The sequence below is a fragment of the Pseudomonas sp. NIBRBAC000502773 genome (genome assembly GCF_006517195.1).
Taxonomy (GTDB): domain Bacteria; phylum Pseudomonadota; class Gammaproteobacteria; order Pseudomonadales; family Pseudomonadaceae; genus Aquipseudomonas; species Aquipseudomonas marginalis.
In genome coordinates, this window is the sequence record NZ_CP041189.1 from 4105088 (window position 1) to 4121471 (window position 16384).

General features: G+C 56.8%; 9 protein-coding genes, 2 tRNA genes and 3 rRNA genes. 10 read left to right on the plus strand and 4 right to left on the minus strand.

Features of this window, described 5'->3' with window-relative positions:
* Positions 1–25: 25 nt before the first annotated feature.
* The 4 genes from NIBR502773_RS18820 to NIBR502773_RS18835 all read right to left on the minus strand — a co-directional run bounded on the left by NIBR502773_RS18820 (position 26) and on the right by NIBR502773_RS18835 (position 3770).
* A complete protein-coding gene (locus tag NIBR502773_RS18820; protein WP_027607946.1) occupies positions 26–607 on the minus strand; it encodes a YigZ family protein in 582 nt (193 codons plus the stop codon).
* Between the two features lie 12 nt (positions 608–619).
* A complete protein-coding gene (locus tag NIBR502773_RS18825) occupies positions 620–1279 on the minus strand; it encodes a TetR/AcrR family transcriptional regulator (protein ID WP_027607945.1) in 660 nt (219 codons plus the stop codon).
* Positions 1280–1366: 87 nt separating this feature from the next.
* A complete protein-coding gene (locus NIBR502773_RS18830) occupies positions 1367–2761 on the minus strand; it encodes a uracil-xanthine permease family protein (protein ID WP_065940976.1) in 1395 nt (464 codons plus the stop codon).
* A gap of 88 nt (positions 2762–2849) precedes the next feature.
* A complete protein-coding gene (locus NIBR502773_RS18835; protein ID WP_027607943.1) occupies positions 2850–3770 on the minus strand; it encodes a LysR family transcriptional regulator in 921 nt (306 codons plus the stop codon).
* Positions 3771–3896: 126 nt separating this feature from the next.
* Between NIBR502773_RS18835 and NIBR502773_RS18840 the strand changes: the two genes are divergently transcribed.
* The 10 genes from NIBR502773_RS18840 (at position 3897) to NIBR502773_RS18890 (ending at position 16334) form a co-directional block, all read left to right on the plus strand.
* The gene (locus tag NIBR502773_RS18840) at positions 3897–5246 is read left to right on the plus strand and encodes an aspartate aminotransferase family protein (RefSeq protein WP_003188272.1); all 1350 of its coding nucleotides are present in this window, start codon (positions 3897–3899) and stop codon (positions 5244–5246) included.
* Between the two features lie 39 nt (positions 5247–5285).
* Positions 5286–6779: a CoA-acylating methylmalonate-semialdehyde dehydrogenase gene (locus NIBR502773_RS18845; RefSeq protein ID WP_141156666.1), complete on the plus strand. Its 1494-nt coding sequence runs from the start codon at positions 5286–5288 to the stop codon at positions 6777–6779.
* A 627-nt stretch (positions 6780–7406) separates the two neighbouring features.
* Positions 7407–8943: ribosomal RNA gene (locus NIBR502773_RS18855) — 16S ribosomal RNA — on the plus strand.
* 82 nt (positions 8944–9025) lie between these two features.
* A tRNA-Ile gene (locus NIBR502773_RS18860) sits at positions 9026–9102 on the plus strand.
* 30 nt (positions 9103–9132) lie between these two features.
* Positions 9133–9208 (plus strand) — tRNA-Ala (locus tag NIBR502773_RS18865).
* Between the two features lie 249 nt (positions 9209–9457).
* Positions 9458–12348 (plus strand): 23S ribosomal RNA (locus NIBR502773_RS18870).
* 152 nt (positions 12349–12500) lie between these two features.
* Positions 12501–12616 (plus strand): 5S ribosomal RNA (gene rrf, locus NIBR502773_RS18875).
* The 16S, 23S and 5S rRNA genes sit together here with 2 tRNA genes alongside, the layout of an rRNA operon.
* 152 nt (positions 12617–12768) lie before the next feature.
* The gene (locus NIBR502773_RS18880) at positions 12769–13428 is read left to right on the plus strand and encodes a paraquat-inducible protein A (RefSeq protein ID WP_115486532.1); all 660 of its coding nucleotides are present in this window, start codon (positions 12769–12771) and stop codon (positions 13426–13428) included.
* On the plus strand, positions 13415–14038 hold the full coding sequence (locus NIBR502773_RS18885) for a paraquat-inducible protein A (RefSeq protein WP_141156667.1): 624 nt from the start codon (positions 13415–13417) through the stop codon (positions 14036–14038). Before NIBR502773_RS18880 ends, NIBR502773_RS18885 begins: the two co-directional genes overlap by 14 nt.
* Positions 14031–16334, plus strand: a complete 2304-nt coding sequence (locus tag NIBR502773_RS18890; RefSeq protein WP_141156668.1) for a PqiB family protein — start codon at positions 14031–14033, stop codon at positions 16332–16334. Before NIBR502773_RS18885 ends, NIBR502773_RS18890 begins: the two co-directional genes overlap by 8 nt.
* Positions 16335–16384: the final 50 nt, after the last annotated feature.

Consider the following 16384-nt stretch of genomic DNA (forward strand, 5'->3'; position numbering starts at 1 on the left):
TGTTCAGCGAACAACAGTAGCAGTTTCAGCGTTGCAGCAGGATGCGCCCACGGCTCAGGTCGGCGAGCTGGGTTTGCAGGGTGTCGATGTGGGCTTCGCCCAGGGCCAGTTGTAACTCCACGCCATTGGCGGTGAAGGTTTCTTCCAGCACCAGCCCGCCCAACTCGGCGACGCGCAATTTGACCAGGTTCAGCTCGGAGAATCCGCAGGCGCAACTCAGCGGCACGCGGCTGATCAGTTCGATGCGCTCGGCATTTTGCAGGCACTTGTTCGCACCGCCGCCATAGGCGCGGGCCAGGCCGCCGGTACCGAGTTGAATGCCGCCATACCAGCGAATCACCAGCACCGCGACCTGATCGAAACCTTGGGCCTCGATGGCCGCAAGGATGGGCCGTCCTGCGGTGCCGCCGGGTTCGCCGTCGTCACTGCTGCGGTATTGATCGGCCAGCTTCCAGGCCCAGCAGTTGTGCGTGGCGTTAAGGTCGCTGTGCTGCTCGAAAAATGCCTGGGCTTCTTGCGGGCTGGTGATCGGTGCGGCCAGGGTAATGAAGCGGCTTTTGCGAATTTCTTCGCGGAACTCGCAAAGGCCGGTAAGCGTGAAAGACATAAGTGGCTTCGTCTAGAGGGCCGGCTTGATGCCGCAGCCCTTGAGAATGATGTGGATCAGGTTGGTGCCGGCGTCTTCCATATCCTGCTTGGTCAGCTTGGTGCGACCGGTGACGCGGCAGATCTGGGTGGCGAAGTCGGCATAGTGCTGAGTGCTGCCCCACAACAGGAAGATCAGGTGCACGGGGTCGATGGGGTCCATCTTGCCCGCGTCGATCCAGGCCTGGAACACCGCCGCCCGACCACTGAACCAGGCGCGGTAATCCTGGCTGAAATATTCGGTCAGGCATTCGCCGCCGCTGATGATCTCCATGGCGAAGATTCGCGAGGCCTGGGGCTGGCGCCGCGAAAACTCCATCTTGGTGCGGATGTAGCGGGAGAGGGCCACGGCCGGGTCGTCCTCGGCGGTCAGCGTGTTGAAGGTGCTGTCCCACAGTTCGAGGATATTGCTGAGCACCGCGATATACAGGCCCAGCTTGTTGGTGAAGTAGTAGTGCAAGTTGGCCTTGGGCAGCCCGGCACTGGCAGCAATGGTGTTCATGCTGGTGCCCTTGTAGCCATGGCGCGCGAACTCGTCTTCAGCAGCCTGGAGAATCGCTTGTTCGTTCTTTTGCCGAATGCGGCTGGCGGGCTTACCGGCGTGGTTGCTGTGGGCAGGAACTTCGAGGCTCATGGAGGTTTCCGTGCTGATCGATAGAGACGACGTGTGCACAGATAACCCACCCTCAAGCCCCAGACAAGTCCCGATGCAATAAAACCGTCAAAGCGGTTCCAGGGTGTCGCTTTCCGGCGCCTGGTTTGCGGCAGGAGCGAGCACCTTGGATTCCGGCAGCAACAGGCACAACACGATGGCGGTCAGGCCGCCGCTGGTGATGGCTGAGTCGAACAGGTTCTGCACCAGGGTCGGCATCAGGTGCAGCAGGTTCGGTTGGGCGGCGATGCCCAGGCCGACGCCGAACGAGGTGGCGATGATCAGCATGCTGCGACGGTCCAGTGGTGCCTGGGCGAGGATGCGTACGCCGGCGGCGGCCACACTGCCGAACATCACCAGGGTTGCGCCGCCCAATACGGGCTTGGGGATTTGTTGCAGCACGGCACCGATCAACGGGAACAAACCCAGGCAGAACAGCACCACGCCGATGTACAGGCCGACGTAACGGCTGGCCACGCCGGTCAGTTGGATCACGCCGTTGTTCTGGGCAAAGGTGGTGTTGGGGAAAGCGCTGAACGTGGCGGCGATCATGCAACTGACGCCATCGCCGAGGACGCCGCCTTTGAGCCGGCTTATATAAGACGGGCCGCTGATGGGCTGGCGCGCGATCATGCAGTTGGCGGTGAGGTCGCCGACAGTTTCGATGCTGCTGATCAGATAAATCAGCGCGATCGGCAGGAAGGCGCTCCAGTCGAAGTTGAAGCCGAATCGAAACGGGATCGGCAGGCTGACCAAAGGCAAGTCGCCCAGGGCCTGGGGCACCAGCTTGCCGCTGAACCAGGCGGCGAGGCTGCCGAGGGCCAGGCCGATGATGATTGCCGAGAGGCGCACCCAGGGTGTGTTGGAGCGATTGAGCAAGATGATGGTCAGCACCACGAACAGGCCCAGCGCAAGGTTGGCCGGTGCGCCGAAGTCCGGTGCGTTGAAACCGCCGCCCAGGTCGGTGATGCCGACCTTGATCAGGCTGATGCCGATCAGGGTAATGACAATCCCGGTCACCAGCGGGGTGATCACTCGGCGCAGCTGACCAATAAAGCGGCTGAGAATGATCTGCACGGCAGCGCCGAAAAAGCACACGCCGAAGATCATCGCCATGATGTCTTCCGGGCTGCCGCCGCGTTGCTTGACCAGAAACCCGGCCGACAGCACCGCGCCGAGAAACGCAAAGCTGGTGCCTTGCAGGCAGATCATCCCGGCGCCGATCCCAAATGGCCTACGGGCCTGAATGAATGTGCCGACACCGGACACCATCAACGCCATGCTGATCAGGTAGGGCAAGTGTGCGGTCAGGCCCAAGGTGGAGCCGATGATCAGCGGTGGCGTGATGATGCCGACAAAGGCGGCCAGCACATGTTGCAGTGCGGCCAGCAATGCAGGGGCGGGTTTGGGGCGGTCATTGAGACCGTAGATCAGGTCGCTGGGGCTGGAGGATTCTGGTGGCATGGCAAGCAAACTCGAGGCGGACGGTTCTAGGTCCTCGTGTCCTTGCAAAAAGCTGTCCAGGTGCTCAGCTTTTTGCGCGAAGCCCGAGTTAGCGCGTTGCTGCCAGGCTTTCCAGGAAGCTTTCCAGCACCAAATGAGGGCGACGGCCTTTGCGCGTGACCGATGCCAGGCTTAAATCGTAAAAGCGCGTAGCCGGTTTCAGTGCGCGCAGTCGGCCTTGTTGCACCCATAGGCTGGCGTAGTGGTCGGGCAAGTAACCGATGTAGCGACCGGTGAGAATCAGGAATGCCATGCCTTCGCGGTCCGAGGCACTGGCGGTGCAGTTGAGCGCCTGATAGTGGGCCTGGATCTCGGCGGGCAGGCGGAAAGTGGGGGCGATGGCGTCCTGGGCGTCGATGCGCTCGTCGCCCAGTTGCTTGTCGTCGGCATAAAACAGGGGGTGGCCAACCGCGCAGTAAAGCAGTGAGCGTTCGCTGTACAGCGCCTGGTATTCCAGGCCGGACAGGGCGCTGGCCTGGGGCACCACACCGACATGCAGGCGACCGTCGAGTACGCCTTGTTCGACTTCGTTGGGGGCGATCATGCGGATCTGGATTTGTACGTCCGGTCCGCGTTCCTTCAACTGTGCCAGGGCGTGGGTGATGCGCATGTGGGGCAGCGTGACTAGGTTGTCGGTGAGGCCGATGATCAACTCGCCGCGCAAGTGCTGGTGCAGGCCGTTGACCTCGGTGCGGAAACTTTCCAGGGCGCTTAATAGTTGCAGGGCCGATTGGTAGACCTCGCGGCCTTCTTCGGTCAGCGAGAAACCGGCACGGCCGCGTTGGCAAAGCCTTAATCCGAGCCGCTGCTCAAGGTCGCTCATTTGCTGGCTGATGGCGGAACGGCCGATGCCGAGCACGGTTTCCGCCGCCGAGAAGCCGCCGCACTCCACGACGCTGCGAAAGATGCGCAGCAGGCGAATATCGAAGTCGCTGACTTGGGCCAGGGGATCGGGTCGACGGCTGCTCATAGTTTAGTGAAGGCCTGACTGAAGGTTAGAAGAGTTGGATTTCACCGACTTTATCCCCGTGGCAATTTAGCTGCAACAACGCTTTTTCAATCCCGACGCTGCCTGTTGCCCTGCGAGGTTTTGCTGATGAACATGCCCGAAAACGCCCCATCGTCCCTGGCCAGCCAACTGAAGTTGGACGCGCACTGGATGCCTTACACCGCCAACCGTAACTTTCAGCGTGACCCGCGCCTGATCGTGGCCGCCGAAGGCAGCTGGTTGACCGATGACAAGGGGCGCAAGGTCTACGACTCGTTGTCGGGCCTGTGGACCTGTGGCGCCGGGCATACGCGCAAGGAAATCCAGGAGGCGGTCGCCAAGCAACTGGGCACGCTGGATTACTCTCCAGGCTTCCAGTACGGCCATCCACTGTCCTTCCAGCTGGCGGAAAAGATCACCGATCTGACCCCCGGCAACCTCAACCACGTGTTCTTCACCGACTCCGGTTCCGAGTGCGCCGATACCGCGGTGAAGATGGTGCGTGCCTACTGGCGCCTGAAGGGCCAGGCCACCAAGACCAAGATGATTGGCCGCGCCCGTGGTTATCACGGTGTGAACATCGCCGGTACCAGCCTGGGCGGCGTCAATGGCAACCGTAAGCTGTTTGGTCAGGCGATGATGGATGTTGATCATCTTCCGCATACCCTGCTGGCGAGCAATGCGTTCTCCCGGGGCATGCCGGAGCAGGGCGGTATCGCCTTGGCCGATGAGTTGCTCAAACTGATCGAACTGCACGACGCGTCGAACATCGCCGCGGTGTTTGTCGAGCCAATGGCCGGCTCCGCTGGCGTGCTGGTGCCGCCACAGGGTTACCTCAAGCGCCTGCGTGAGATCTGCGACCAGCACAACATTCTGTTGGTGTTCGACGAAGTGATCACGGGCTTTGGTCGTACCGGTTCGATGTTCGGCGCTGACAGCTTCGGCGTGACCCCGGACCTGATGTGCATCGCCAAGCAAGTCACCAACGGTGCGATCCCCATGGGGGCGGTGATTGCCAGCAGCGAGATCTATCAGACCTTCATGAATCAGGCGACGCCTGAGTACGCTGTGGAATTCCCCCACGGCTACACCTACTCGGCGCACCCGGTTGCCTGCGCGGCCGGCCTGGCGGCGTTGGACCTGCTGCAGAAGGAAAACCTGGTGCAGAGCGTGGCCGAAGTCGCGCCGCACTTTGAGAATGCGCTGCACGGCTTGAAGGGCAGCAAGAATGTGATCGACATCCGTAACTACGGCCTGGCCGGTGCGATCCAGATCGCCCCACGTGACGGTGATGCCATCGTGCGTCCATTCGAGGCCGGCATGGCTCTGTGGAAAGCCGGCTTCTATGTGCGCTTTGGTGGTGACACGCTGCAGTTCGGGCCAACCTTCAACAGCAAACCGCAGGACCTGGATCGTCTGTTCGATGCGGTCGGCGAAGTGCTGAACAAGATCGACTGATTTCTCCTTCTATATAGAACAACTTTTCAGGAGCCCTGCATGAGCCTTATCCAGCATTTGATCAACGGTGAGTTGGTCAGTGAGTCCGGCCGTACTGCCGATGTGTATAACCCGTCCACCGGCCAGGTGATTCACCAAGTGCCACTGGCCAGCCGCGAAACCATTCAACGTGCTATCGACTCGGCCAAGGCGGCCTTTCCGGCTTGGCGCAACACGCCGGCGGCCAAGCGCGCCCAGGTCATGTTCCGGTTCAAGCAATTGCTGGAGCAGAACGAAGCGCGCATCTCGCAGCTGATCAGTGAAGAGCACGGCAAGACGCTGGAAGACGCCGCCGGCGAACTCAAGCGCGGGATCGAGAACGTGGAGTATGCGTGCTCGGCGCCGGAGATTCTCAAGGGCGAGTACAGCCGTAATGTTGGGCCGAATATCGATGCCTGGTCTGATTTCCAGCCGTTGGGTGTGGTGGCGGGTATTACCCCGTTCAACTTCCCGGCGATGGTGCCGCTGTGGATGTATCCGCTGGCGATTGTTTGCGGTAACTGCTTCATCCTCAAGCCTTCGGAGCGTGATCCGAGTTCGACGTTGCTGATCGCGCAACTGCTGCAGGAAGCCGGTCTTCCCAAAGGTGTGCTGAGTGTTGTGCATGGCGACAAGGGCGCGGTGGATGCGTTGATCGAGGCGCCGGAAGTCAGGGCCCTGAGTTTTGTGGGGTCGACGCCGATTGCCGAGTACATCTATTCCGAAGCGACCAAGCGCGGTAAGCGCGTACAGGCGTTGGGTGGGGCGAAGAACCATGCGGTGCTGATGCCGGATGCTGACCTGGATAACGCGGTCAGTGCTTTGATGGGCGCGGCCTATGGTTCCTGCGGCGAACGCTGCATGGCGATCTCGGTGGCGGTGTGCGTCGGTGACCAGGTGGCGGATGCGTTGATCGCCAAGCTGGTGCCGCAGATCAAGGCGCTGAAGATCGGTGCGGGCACTACCTGTGGGCTGGATATGGGGCCACTGGTGACGGGCCAGGCGCGGGATAAGGTCAGCGGCTATATACAAGACGGTGTTGCGTCTGGTGCGGAGTTGGTGGTTGATGGTCGTGGACTGAGTATTGCCGGGAATGAAGACGGCTTCTTCCTCGGGGGGAGTTTGTTTGACCGTGTGACGCCTGAGATGCGCATCTATAAGGAAGAGATCTTCGGGCCGGTATTGTGCGTGGTCCGGGTGAGCAGCCTGGAAGCGGCGATGCAACTGATCAACGATCACGAGTATGGCAACGGTACGTGCATCTTCACCCGTGACGGTGAAGCAGCGCGTCTGTTCTGTGACGAAATTGAAGTGGGGATGGTCGGTGTGAATGTTCCATTGCCTGTGCCAGTGGCTTATCACAGCTTTGGTGGCTGGAAGCGTTCGTTGTTCGGCGACTTGCACGCCTATGGGCCGGATGGGGTGCGTTTCTACACCCGCCGCAAGGCGATCACCCAGCGTTGGCCGCAGCGGGCCAGCCATGAAGCGTCGCAATTCGCGTTCCCTAGCCTGTAAGGCTCAGCAAGCAGAAAGCCGGCCCCTTGGGGCCGGCTTTTGCGTTTTTGGGCGTTTTTGACTTATATGACAGAAAGATGAAAAAGAAGGTTGACGGCAGATCCTGGACGTCTATAATTCGCCCCACTTCCGGCGCAGTCGAAACGTAAAACTCCTTGGTAAACAATGAGTTATGCAGAATAAGGCAGCGAATTTCTTCAGTTCATCGAAGCTCAGAAGGAGTTGGTAGGGTCGTGTTGTTTGACGCTATTAACGATTCGATCTTCTCGGTCGAAAGTGGAGAAAAGAGGTGTTGACAGCAGCGTGTAACGCTGTAGAATTCGCCTCCCGCTGACGAGACATCGCAAGCGCAAGTGGTTGAAGTTGTTGAAGAAATCTTCGAAAGCTTCTGAAAATAATCACTTGACAGCAAATGAGGCTGCTGTAGAATGCGCGCCTCGGTTGAGACGAAAGCTCTTAACCAACCGCTCTTTAACAACTGAATCAAGCAATTCGTGTGGGTGCTTGTGGAGTCAGACTGATAGTCAACAAGATTATCAGCATCACAAGTTGCTCCGCGAGAAATCAAAGATGTAACCAACGATTGCTGAGCCAAGTTTAGGGTTTCTTAAAAACCCAAAGATGTTTGAACTGAAGAGTTTGATCATGGCTCAGATTGAACGCTGGCGGCAGGCCTAACACATGCAAGTCGAGCGGTAGAGAGAAGCTTGCTTCTCTTGAGAGCGGCGGACGGGTGAGTAATGCCTAGGAATCTGCCTGGTAGTGGGGGATAACGTTCGGAAACGGACGCTAATACCGCATACGTCCTACGGGAGAAAGCAGGGGACCTTCGGGCCTTGCGCTATCAGATGAGCCTAGGTCGGATTAGCTAGTTGGTGGGGTAATGGCTCACCAAGGCGACGATCCGTAACTGGTCTGAGAGGATGATCAGTCACACTGGAACTGAGACACGGTCCAGACTCCTACGGGAGGCAGCAGTGGGGAATATTGGACAATGGGCGAAAGCCTGATCCAGCCATGCCGCGTGTGTGAAGAAGGTCTTCGGATTGTAAAGCACTTTAAGTTGGGAGGAAGGGCCATTACCTAATACGTGATGGTTTTGACGTTACCGACAGAATAAGCACCGGCTAACTCTGTGCCAGCAGCCGCGGTAATACAGAGGGTGCAAGCGTTAATCGGAATTACTGGGCGTAAAGCGCGCGTAGGTGGTTTGTTAAGTTGGATGTGAAATCCCCGGGCTCAACCTGGGAACTGCATTCAAAACTGACTGACTAGAGTATGGTAGAGGGTGGTGGAATTTCCTGTGTAGCGGTGAAATGCGTAGATATAGGAAGGAACACCAGTGGCGAAGGCGACCACCTGGACTGATACTGACACTGAGGTGCGAAAGCGTGGGGAGCAAACAGGATTAGATACCCTGGTAGTCCACGCCGTAAACGATGTCAACTAGCCGTTGGGAGCCTTGAGCTCTTAGTGGCGCAGCTAACGCATTAAGTTGACCGCCTGGGGAGTACGGCCGCAAGGTTAAAACTCAAATGAATTGACGGGGGCCCGCACAAGCGGTGGAGCATGTGGTTTAATTCGAAGCAACGCGAAGAACCTTACCAGGCCTTGACATCCAATGAACTTTCCAGAGATGGATTGGTGCCTTCGGGAACATTGAGACAGGTGCTGCATGGCTGTCGTCAGCTCGTGTCGTGAGATGTTGGGTTAAGTCCCGTAACGAGCGCAACCCTTGTCCTTAGTTACCAGCACGTAATGGTGGGCACTCTAAGGAGACTGCCGGTGACAAACCGGAGGAAGGTGGGGATGACGTCAAGTCATCATGGCCCTTACGGCCTGGGCTACACACGTGCTACAATGGTCGGTACAGAGGGTTGCCAAGCCGCGAGGTGGAGCTAATCCCAGAAAACCGATCGTAGTCCGGATCGCAGTCTGCAACTCGACTGCGTGAAGTCGGAATCGCTAGTAATCGCGAATCAGAATGTCGCGGTGAATACGTTCCCGGGCCTTGTACACACCGCCCGTCACACCATGGGAGTGGGTTGCACCAGAAGTAGCTAGTCTAACCTTCGGGAGGACGGTTACCACGGTGTGATTCATGACTGGGGTGAAGTCGTAACAAGGTAGCCGTAGGGGAACCTGCGGCTGGATCACCTCCTTAATCGACGACATCAGCTGCTCCATAAGTTCCCACACGAATTGCTTGATTCATTGAAGAAGACGATAAGAAGCAGCCCGAAATTGGGTCTGTAGCTCAGTTGGTTAGAGCGCACCCCTGATAAGGGTGAGGTCGGCAGTTCGAATCTGCCCAGACCCACCAATTTTGTGTGGGAAACGCCTGTAGAAATACGGGGCCATAGCTCAGCTGGGAGAGCGCCTGCCTTGCACGCAGGAGGTCAACGGTTCGATCCCGTTTGGCTCCACCACTACTGCTTCTGCGTTATGAAAGCTTAGAAATGAGCATTCCATCGGTATGATGATGAATGTTGATTTCTAGTCTTTGATTAGATCGTTCTTTAAAAATTTGGGTATGTGATAGAAAGATAGACTGAACGTTACTTTCACTGGTAACGGATCAGGCTAAGGTAAAATTTGTGAGCGGCTCTTAATTGAGTATGATCGAATTTTCGGCGAATGTCGTCTTCACAGTATAACCAGATTGCTTGGGGTTATATGGTCAAGTGAAGAAGCGCATACGGTGGATGCCTTGGCAGTCAGAGGCGATGAAAGACGTGGTAGCCTGCGAAAAGCTTCGGGGAGTCGGCAAACAGACTTTGATCCGGAGATGTCTGAATGGGGGAACCCAGCCATCATAAGATGGTTATCTTGTACTGAATACATAGGTGCAAGAGGCGAACCAGGGGAACTGAAACATCTAAGTACCCTGAGGAAAAGAAATCAACCGAGATTCCCTTAGTAGTGGCGAGCGAACGGGGACTAGCCCTTAAGTGGCTTTGAGATTAGCGGAACGCTCTGGAAAGTGCGGCCATAGTGGGTGATAGCCCTGTACGCGAAAATCTCTTAGTCATGAAATCGAGTAGGACGGAGCACGAGAAACTTTGTCTGAATATGGGGGACCATCCTCCAAGGCTAAATACTACTGACTGACCGATAGTGAACTAGTACCGTGAGGGAAAGGCGAAAAGAACCCCGGAGAGGGGAGTGAAATAGATCCTGAAACCGTATGCGTACAAGCAGTGGGAGCCCACTTTGTTGGGTGACTGCGTACCTTTTGTATAATGGGTCAGCGACTTATTTTCAGTGGCGAGCTTAACCGAATAGGGGAGGCGTAGCGAAAGCGAGTCTTAATAGGGCGTCTAGTCGCTGGGAATAGACCCGAAACCGGGCGATCTATCCATGGGCAGGTTGAAGGTTGGGTAACACTAACTGGAGGACCGAACCGACTACCGTTGAAAAGTTAGCGGATGACCTGTGGATCGGAGTGAAAGGCTAATCAAGCTCGGAGATAGCTGGTTCTCCTCGAAAGCTATTTAGGTAGCGCCTCATGTATCACTGTAGGGGGTAGAGCACTGTTTCGGCTAGGGGGTCATCCCGACTTACCAAACCGATGCAAACTCCGAATACCTACAAGTGCCGAGCATGGGAGACACACGGCGGGTGCTAACGTCCGTCGTGAAAAGGGAAACAACCCAGACCGTCAGCTAAGGTCCCAAAGTTATGGTTAAGTGGGAAACGATGTGGGAAGGCTTAGACAGCTAGGAGGTTGGCTTAGAAGCAGCCACCCTTTAAAGAAAGCGTAATAGCTCACTAGTCGAGTCGGCCTGCGCGGAAGATGTAACGGGGCTCAAACCATACACCGAAGCTACGGGTATCACGTAAGTGATGCGGTAGAGGAGCGTTCTGTAAGCCTGTGAAGGTGAGTTGAGAAGCTTGCTGGAGGTATCAGAAGTGCGAATGCTGACATGAGTAACGATAATGGGTGTGAAAAACACCCACGCCGAAAGACCAAGGTTTCCTGCGCAACGTTAATCGACGCAGGGTTAGTCGGTCCCTAAGGCGAGGCTGAAAAGCGTAGTCGATGGAAAACAGGTTAATATTCCTGTACTTCTGGTTATTGCGATGGAGGGACGGAGAAGGCTAGGCCAGCTTGGCGTTGGTTGTCCAAGTTTAAGGTGGTAGGCTGAGATCTTAGGTAAATCCGGGATCTTAAGGCCGAGAGCTGATGACGAGTTACCTTTTAGGTAACGAAGTGGTTGATGCCATGCTTCCAAGAAAAGCTTCTAAGCTTCAGGTAACCAGGAACCGTACCCCAAACCGACACAGGTGGTTGGGTAGAGAATACCAAGGCGCTTGAGAGAACTCGGGTGAAGGAACTAGGCAAAATGGCACCGTAACTTCGGGAGAAGGTGCGCCGGTGAGGGTGAAGGACTTGCTCCGTAAGCCCATGCCGGTCGAAGATACCAGGCCGCTGCGACTGTTTATTAAAAACACAGCACTCTGCAAACACGAAAGTGGACGTATAGGGTGTGACGCCTGCCCGGTGCCGGAAGGTTAATTGATGGGGTTAGCTAACGCGAAGCTCTTGATCGAAGCCCCGGTAAACGGCGGCCGTAACTATAACGGTCCTAAGGTAGCGAAATTCCTTGTCGGGTAAGTTCCGACCTGCACGAATGGCGTAACGATGGCGGCGCTGTCTCCACCCGAGACTCAGTGAAATTGAAATCGCTGTGAAGATGCAGTGTATCCGCGGCTAGACGGAAAGACCCCGTGAACCTTTACTATAGCTTTGCACTGGACTTTGAATTTGCTTGTGTAGGATAGGTGGGAGGCTTTGAAGCGTGGACGCCAGTCTGCGTGGAGCCAACCTTGAAATACCACCCTGGCAACTTTGAGGTTCTAACTCAGGTCCGTTATCCGGATCGAGGACAGTGTATGGTGGGTAGTTTGACTGGGGCGGTCTCCTCCTAAAGAGTAACGGAGGAGTACGAAGGTGCGCTCAGACCGGTCGGAAATCGGTCGTAGAGTATAAAGGCAAAAGCGCGCTTGACTGCGAGACAGACACGTCGAGCAGGTACGAAAGTAGGTCTTAGTGATCCGGTGGTTCTGTATGGAAGGGCCATCGCTCAACGGATAAAAGGTACTCCGGGGATAACAGGCTGATACCGCCCAAGAGTTCATATCGACGGCGGTGTTTGGCACCTCGATGTCGGCTCATCACATCCTGGGGCTGAAGCCGGTCCCAAGGGTATGGCTGTTCGCCATTTAAAGTGGTACGCGAGCTGGGTTTAGAACGTCGTGAGACAGTTCGGTCCCTATCTGCCGTGGACGTTTGAGATTTGAGAGGGGCTGCTCCTAGTACGAGAGGACCGGAGTGGACGAACCTCTGGTGTTCCGGTTGTCACGCCAGTGGCATTGCCGGGTAGCTATGTTCGGAATAGATAACCGCTGAAAGCATCTAAGCGGGAAACTAGCCTCAAGATGAGATCTCACTGGGACCTTGAGTCCCCTGAAGGGCCGTCGAAGACTACGACGTTGATAGGTTGGGTGTGTAAGCGCTGTGAGGCGTTGAGCTAACCAATACTAATTGCCCGTGAGGCTTGACCATATAACACCCAAGCAATTTGCGTCGAAAGGCCAGATTGCGGTGTGTGAAGACGCAATGAACCGAAAGTTCGAGATCTTACAAAACACCGACAGCTGTCACATACCCAATTTGCTGAAGCGAGGCCAGCCGGCCACGACTCAGTACCCGAATTTCTTGACGACCATAGAGCATTGGAACCACCTGATCCCATCCCGAACTCAGCAGTGAAACGATGCATCGCCGATGGTAGTGTGGGGTTTCCCCATGTGAGAGTAGGTCATCGTCAAGATTAAATTCCGAAACCCCATTTGCGAAAGCAGATGGGGTTTTGTTTTGGGCGCTCGAAAAGTGCGGAAAGATGCACGACAAATTTGCACAGTTATTTCTGAACCAGACCACTAGAATAGGCACCTAACCTTTTTTAGAGTCAGAGCCCTATCTATGCCGGATCCGGTTGATGCCCTTGAGGTGTCGGATTTACCACTGGACAACTTGGTGGCATGCCATGAGTGCGACTTGCTGATGCGCAAACCCGTGCTCGCCCTCGGTGAGAAAGCCCAATGCCCGCGTTGCGGTTATGAACTCTACGCCCACCGCCATAATGTCGTTGAGCGCAGCCTCGCCCTGGTACTCGCCGCGCTGTTGCTGTACGTCCCGGCGAACTTTCTGCCCATCATGCAGCTCAATCTACTTGGACAGTCCTCAGAAGACACCGTGTGGAGTGGCGTAGTCGGTCTATTCGATACCGGGATGCAAGGCGTCGCCGCCGTGGTGTTCCTATGCAGCATGGGTATTCCGCTGCTCAAGCTGCTTTGCCAGCTGGCGGTGCTGCTCAGTATTCGTTGGAAGATCGGCCGTAGTTACGGCCTGCTGCTGTACCGCATTTACCACCATATGAAAGATTGGGGAATGTTGGAGGTCTACTTGATGGGCGTACTGGTGGCGATCGTGAAACTCGCCGACATGGCCTCAATCACCATCGGCCTGGGTCTGGTCTGCTTTGTCAGCCTATTAATGGTTCAGGTTCTGCTTGAGGTGGTGATGTCGCCGCACCAGATCTGGCAAGCACTGTCAGGAGAGGATGATCATGCGGGCGATTGATGCGGGCATTCTGATTTGTACTGAATGCCACGAGCTGAACAAACAAGAGCCTGACACCGATGAGCAAACCTGCACCCGATGTGGTGCGCTGATCCATGCCCGTCGCCCCAACAGCCTCACCCGTACCTGGGCCCTGCTGATGACGGCGGCTATTCTGTATATCCCCGCCAACCTGTTGCCGATCATGACCGTCAACTCTCTTGGCCAAGGCGAGCCCAGCACCATCATGGCCGGAGTTATCCAACTGGTGCAGCACGGCATGTTCCCGATTGCGGCTGTGGTGTTTATCGCCAGCATCCTGGTGCCAACGTTCAAGCTGGTGGGCATTGGCCTTTTACTGTTCTCGGTTCAGCGTCACCAACCGCTTTCCGCGCAGCAACGCATTATCATGTACCGCTTTATCGAATTCATTGGCCGCTGGTCCATGCTGGATATCTTCGTGATTGCCATCCTGGTGGCGGTCGTAAACTTTGGACGGCTTGCCAGCGTCGAGGCCAACCTCGGCGCCGCAGCGTTCGCCAGTGTGGTGATCCTTACGATGCTTGCCGCAGTAACTTTTGATCCCCGACTGATTTGGGATAACACGGAGTCGGACGACGACCATGAGTGATTTGCCTAAAGCTAAAACCCGCCCGGCCTCCAATTGGTCAGCCATTTGGGTTCTTCCCCTGATTGCCTTGATCATCGGCGGTTGGCTGGGGTGGCGTGCCTATTCCCAGCAGGGTATTGAGATCCAGGTGCGCTTTGAAAGCGGCGAAGGCATCCAGGCCAACAAAACCGAAGTGGTCTACAAAGGCATGTCCGTGGGTAAGGTCAAGACCCTTGCCCTTGACGACGAGGGCAATAATCGCGGGGTGATTGCCACCATTGAGATGAACAAGGATGTCGAGCAATACCTCAAGACCAACACGCGCTTCTGGCTGGTCAAGCCCAGTGTCAGCCTTGCCGGTATCACCGGCCTGGAAACCCTGGTCTCGGGTAACTACATCGCCGCCAGCCCCGGTGACGGTGAGCCCACACGCAAATTCAAGGCACTCTCCGAAGAGCCGCCTTTGTCCGACGCCAAACCTGGCCTGCACCTGACCATCAAGGCCGACCGCCTTGGCTCGCTCAACCGTGGCAGTCCGGTGTTCTATAAGCAGATACAGGTCGGCCAGGTCAAAAGCTACTTGCTCTCCGAGGACCAGAGCACCGTCGAGATCAAGGTCTACATCGAGCCGACCTACGCCAACCTTGTGCGCAAACACACCCGTTTCTGGAACGCCAGCGGCATCAGCATCGATGCCAATCTCTCCGGCGTGAAGGTGCGAAGTGAATCCCTCTCCAGCATCGTCGCAGGCGGCATTGCCTTCGCCACGCCGGAGAATCGCAAGGACAGCCCGCCGACCGATCCGAGCCTGCCGTTCCGACTGTACGAAGATTTCGACGCGGCCGCTGCCGGTATCAAGGCCAAGGTCAAGCTCACGGACTTCGAAGGCCTGCAGGCCGGGCGTACACCGGTGATGTACAAAGGCATTCAGGTGGGCAGCCTGAAAACCTTGAAGATCGACCCGGACCTGTCCAGCGCCAACGCCGAGCTGACCCTCGACCCATTGGCCGAAGACTACCTGGTTCAAGACACCCAGTTCTGGGTGGTCAAACCTTCCATCTCGTTGGCCGGCATTACCGGCCTGGAAGCTCTGGTCAAGGGTAATTACATCGCCATTCGTCCTGGCGACAAAGGCAGCGCCCCGCAACGCGAATTCGTCGCCCGCGCCAAGGCGCCGCCGCTGGACCTGCGTTCCCCTGGCCTGCACATGGTGCTGTTCACCGACAGCCTCGGCTCCCTGGATGTCGGCAGCCCGATCCTCTACAAACAGGTCAAGGTCGGCTCGGTGCAGAGCTACCAGTTCTCGCGCAAGAACAAGCAGTTGGTGATCGGCGTTCATATCGAGAAGGAATACGAAAACCTGGTTAACGGTTCGACACGTTTCTGGAATGCCAGCGGCGTGACCCTGACCGGCGGCCTTACCGGTGGTATCCAGGTGAAGAGTGAGTCCCTGGCCAGCCTGATGGCCGGCGGAATTGCCTTCGAAACGCCGCAGCCGAACGTACCGCTGAAAAAGCGCATTCCACGTTTCCGTTTGTTTGCCGACCGTGAGGCGGCCAATCAGCATGGCACCCTAGTGACCATCAAGGTCGACCGTGCTGACGGTATGCGTCCAGGCACACCGGTACGTTTCAAAGGCCTGGATGTGGGCAAGATCGAGAGCGTAGACCTCAGTGCCGATATGCAATCGGTGCTGCTCAGCGCACGTATTACCCAAGTAGCGGATCGCATCGCGCGCGTCGGCAGCCAGTTCTGGGTGGTCAAGCCAGAACTGGGCCTGATGAAAACCTCCAACCTGGAAACCCTGGTCACCGGGCAATACATCGAGGTGCAGCCGGCTGCGAAAAACGCCGGTCCGCAGAAGAGCTTCGTCGCACTGACCCAACCCCCTGAAGCTGTCCGTCAGGAGGCTGGCCTGAGCCTGACACTCAGCGCCGCACGTCGTGGCTCGTTGAAGGAAGGTGTACCGGTGACCTACCGTGAAGTCACCGTGGGCAAAGTGACCGGCTACGAGTTGGGCCAGACCGCCGATCGCGTGCTGATCCATATCCTCATCGAGCCCAAGTACGCACCGCTGGTACGCAGTGGCAGCCGCTTCTGGAACACCAGCGGCTTTGGCCTCGACTTCGGTCTGTTCAAGGGGGCGACGGTGCGCACCGAGTCCCTGGAGACTCTTGTGGCCGGAGGTATCGCCTTTGCCACGCCAGACGGTGAGCGTATGGGCAACGCCGCGCGGCCGCAGCAAACCTTCCCACTGTTCGACAAATTCGAAGAGGAATGGCTGACCTGGGCACCGAAAATCCCACTCGGCAAATAAAGCTACAAAAAAGGCCGCGATCCATCGGATCGCGGCCTTTTTGCATTTCA

Bases quoted from the DNA above. Each gene is read 5' to 3' on its own strand.
- NIBR502773_RS18835 (WP_027607943.1), bottom strand. From the start codon at position 3,770: ATGAGCAGCCGTCGACCCGATCCCCTGGCCCAAGTCAGCGACTTCGAT.
- NIBR502773_RS18840 (WP_003188272.1), top strand. From the start codon at position 3,897: ATGAACATGCCCGAAAACGCCCCATCGTCCCTGGCCAGCCAACTGAAG.
- NIBR502773_RS18885 (WP_141156667.1), top strand. From the start codon at position 13,415: ATGCGGGCGATTGATGCGGGCATTCTGATTTGTACTGAATGCCACGAG.
- NIBR502773_RS18825 (WP_027607945.1), bottom strand. From the start codon at position 1,279: ATGAGCCTCGAAGTTCCTGCCCACAGCAACCACGCCGGTAAGCCCGCC.
- NIBR502773_RS18880 (WP_115486532.1), top strand. From the start codon at position 12,769: ATGCCGGATCCGGTTGATGCCCTTGAGGTGTCGGATTTACCACTGGAC.
- NIBR502773_RS18845 (WP_141156666.1), top strand. From the start codon at position 5,286: ATGAGCCTTATCCAGCATTTGATCAACGGTGAGTTGGTCAGTGAGTCC.
- NIBR502773_RS18820 (WP_027607946.1), bottom strand. From the start codon at position 607: ATGTCTTTCACGCTTACCGGCCTTTGCGAGTTCCGCGAAGAAATTCGC.
- NIBR502773_RS18890 (WP_141156668.1), top strand. From the start codon at position 14,031: ATGAGTGATTTGCCTAAAGCTAAAACCCGCCCGGCCTCCAATTGGTCA.
- NIBR502773_RS18830 (WP_065940976.1), bottom strand. From the start codon at position 2,761: ATGCCACCAGAATCCTCCAGCCCCAGCGACCTGATCTACGGTCTCAAT.